Consider the following 3,206-nt stretch of genomic DNA (forward strand, 5'->3'; position numbering starts at 1 on the left):
GTTGAGGGTGTCGTCATCCGTCTTGAACCCGATGGTCCAAGGCGAGAAGATGTCGATGCGATTGAAGCCGTAATTCCAGTTACCCGGGGTCCACCTGCTCTCGGGAAGGTGCAGTGAAGAAACGAGAGACAACCCGTCGTCGGAGACCTTGCTGTAGCACCAGTTCTCCACACTTGTGCCATCGTCGGCATTGGCGTTACACCGCTCCCAGCCCGCGGCCAGAGTGCTGCTCCAGGGGTTGACGGACACACGACCGCCTTGCCAGGTTCTGTAGGACTCCGTCCAGCCGACGCTGCTGCCTGGCGCAAACCCACTAGACACCAACAGCGGGTCGGCGAGCACCTGAAGCTTCTCAGAAGTGCCCGCTGCGCTGGACAGGGTCACCGCGCAGCTACCCTTGGCGGTCAGACGAAGCTCATTGCCGGCCACCGTGCAAACCGTGGGCGTGGTGCTTGCGTACGTCAGGGCGTTGCCATTGGCATCGACCGTGCCCAGCACGACTGTTTGAGTCGCGCCGCCCAACGGAACCACCGCGGGCGGCAAGGCGCCGATTTCAATGAAGGCCTGCCCCTCGGGCATGGCTGTGTATGAGTCATTTTCCGCCGCCGTCACCCCAAGCGTGCAGAACCCTTGCTGCAGGACTTTCAGCGTCGTGCCGCTGACCGTGCAAACCTCGGGCGTCTTCGTCGCCGTGTAGGTTGCCGGCATGCCAGCGTCAGTTTTGTCTGGCAGCGTGATGTTGACGGGAGCCGCTCCGCGCAGAACGATGCCCACCGGCACCAGCGGGCGTTGTGCATGCTTCAACACGACGAACACTTGGCTCGTATCGTCTGCAGCAGCCCATACGGTGCCGTCCGAGCCAACGCCGCCGGGTTGGCTCGCGATGACCAGGCAGTCTCCTGCAGCCACCAGGGTCACCTGTTTGTCCGCCACCGTGCAGGTGGTGGGCGTGCCGGTACGGAAGCTGACCGGCAACCCGGAAGTGGCTGTTGCGGACAACGCGGTCGGGCCGTTCAACAAGGTGTTGCCGCCCGGATATTTGAAGCTGATGGCCTGGAAGCGCCCCTCAGACCCTCCACCACTATCTCCGCCCCCTCCGCCCCCGCAGGCGGCCAAAAAAGCGCATGCCGCTACAGCGGTCAACTTCTTGGCGTGTGGAATCGACTTTTTCGTCACGTTCTGTCTCCTTTTCTGAAATAACTGGTAGCTGCTCAACTGYAGAACTTGCAGCGAGAGCGCTCCTTTGAGCTCGGGCCCGTCTCGCCGAACCCAAGCCATTTGGTTCGGGCGTTGAACGAACTATTTCCGAGTAAAAAAGCCCCCCATCGGCGTGCTTGTTCACCGTGGTTGGGTCTCATCCACCCCAGCCGAACGGTGGCGGAGGATGTGAATTCGAGGCAGCCCTTCACACGGCCGGTCCTAGCCCCAGAACCACCGCCCGAGGTGCGCACGGCACCTCCAAGGACACGCAGTTCGGCCATCCGGGGGCTTACGGTGAGGTCAAACATGGGCTGGTCCGTTGGACGTGGCTGGCGGCAGAGGACGCCGGCCGTATGGGGCTGGTTCCGCTCCAAAGCCACCAAATCGCGCTTGATTCGACGCCGAATCAACCGGAGAAAATAATTGCGGCAAATGCCGCGCGAGCATCATATTTCGATCGACCGTCGAACTAATTAGGGAAAACCCATCGGCGACGCAGGCCCAACATCCCGTTCGGGGCGTGAAATCACACGAGCCCGACCGACCCTCTTTGGGCGCCGAAGCAGGGATCACGCCCATGCGAGCGCCGCCTCGGTGGAGGGCTCGGTCGGTTCGCCGATCCAGCGCCTATGGGAAGACTGGAGGTGATGGCACATCTGCGCCGCCGCAGCTTGCGGATTGCGCGATTTGAGCGCCCGAAGGATCGCCTCATGTTCGTCCAGGGCAGACCGCCAACTGCGCTCCGTTTCCACGCGCACACTCATCTGCGCTGAAATCGGGCTATGCCGACTGTCGAACAGTGCACCGACCATTCCAACCAGCACGGAATTCCCGCCCTGTTCGGCGATGCTGAGATGAAATCGTCGGTCAGCCTCGACTGGCTTATATCCTCTGGCGAGCCCATCCCGCATCGCCTCAAGAGCCTCCTCGACACGATGCAGCCCTAACGTACTGACGCGAGCGGCGGCGAGCGTGGCCACCGCGCTCTCCAGTACAACTCGCGCTTGCAGCAGTTCCTCCGGGCTGTCCCCCAAGCTCAGCGCAGAAGTTTCGCTGCGACGGCCAGACGGGCAGACGTAGATGCCCGATCCGCCGCGAATCTCGATGCGCCCGTCTATCTCCAGCGCGATCAGCGCTTCACGGAGGGAGGGCCGCGACACGCCGAGTAGCGAGGCCAGATCGCGCTCACCGGGAAGCCGTGCGCCTTCGACCAGGCCCTCGGCTTCTATCAGCGCCCTGATCCGATCGGCGATCTGCTCGTACAAGCGACGGGGCTCGACGCTCCGATGATGAAATGACATGGCCTCCGTGAACTCCTATTTCTGAAATAACTGGCAGCCGCTCAAACTGCAGAACTTGCAGCGAAGTTTTCGGCGAGTTTGGTCACCATGGCTGGGGGCCATCCAGTCCGGCCCATCGGTGGCAGGGATGTGAATTCGGGCCAGCCCTCCACGTGGTCGGTCCTAGCCGCAGAACTACCGCCTGGTGTGCGCACGACGCCTCCAAGGGCATGCGGGTTGGCCAGCCGGGCGCTAGGGGTGAGGTCAAACATGGGCTGGTCCGCCTGACAAAAGAGTGCGTTGGACGCGGCTGGCGGCGGAAACCGGCGGCTGTACGCTGCTGGTTCCGCTCCAAACCACCTAATTGGGCTTGATTCGGCGCCGAATCAATCGGCGAAAATAATTGCGACAATGCCGTGCCGTCATCATAGTTCGATCGGCCGTCAAACTAATTAGGGGAAACCCATCGGCGCCGCGGGGTCCACGTGTCGGCGCACAAGGGACCGCAGCGACGCATTGAGAGCGCCGAGTGTTGTCGCCGACGGAAAACTGAGCCACTGGCTCAAAGTTCGGTCGGCGACAACATCACAACTGGTGGCGTCAACAGCACCAGCGCGCCTACTCGACAGTCACACTTTTTGCCAGGTTACGTGGCTTGTCGACGTCTGTTCCCCGCGCGCATGCCGTGTGATATGCCAGCAGCTGCAGCGGCACGACGTGCAGGAT

Annotated in this window: 1 protein-coding gene and 1 pseudogene; both read right to left on the bottom strand. The window is 62.2% G+C overall.

The window, feature by feature from the left end; translation table 11 throughout:
* Window positions 1–1,215: pseudogene (locus ACXJKR_RS28060) on the bottom strand (hypothetical protein); the annotation flags it as partial.
* 554 nt (window positions 1,216–1,769) lie between these two features.
* Entirely contained in the window at window positions 1,770–2,465 is a 696-nt protein-coding gene (locus tag ACXJKR_RS28065) for a FadR/GntR family transcriptional regulator (RefSeq protein ID WP_327082895.1), read from the bottom strand.
* Window positions 2,466–3,206: the final 741 nt, after the last annotated feature.

The organism is Roseateles sp. P5_E11, assembly GCF_054049355.1.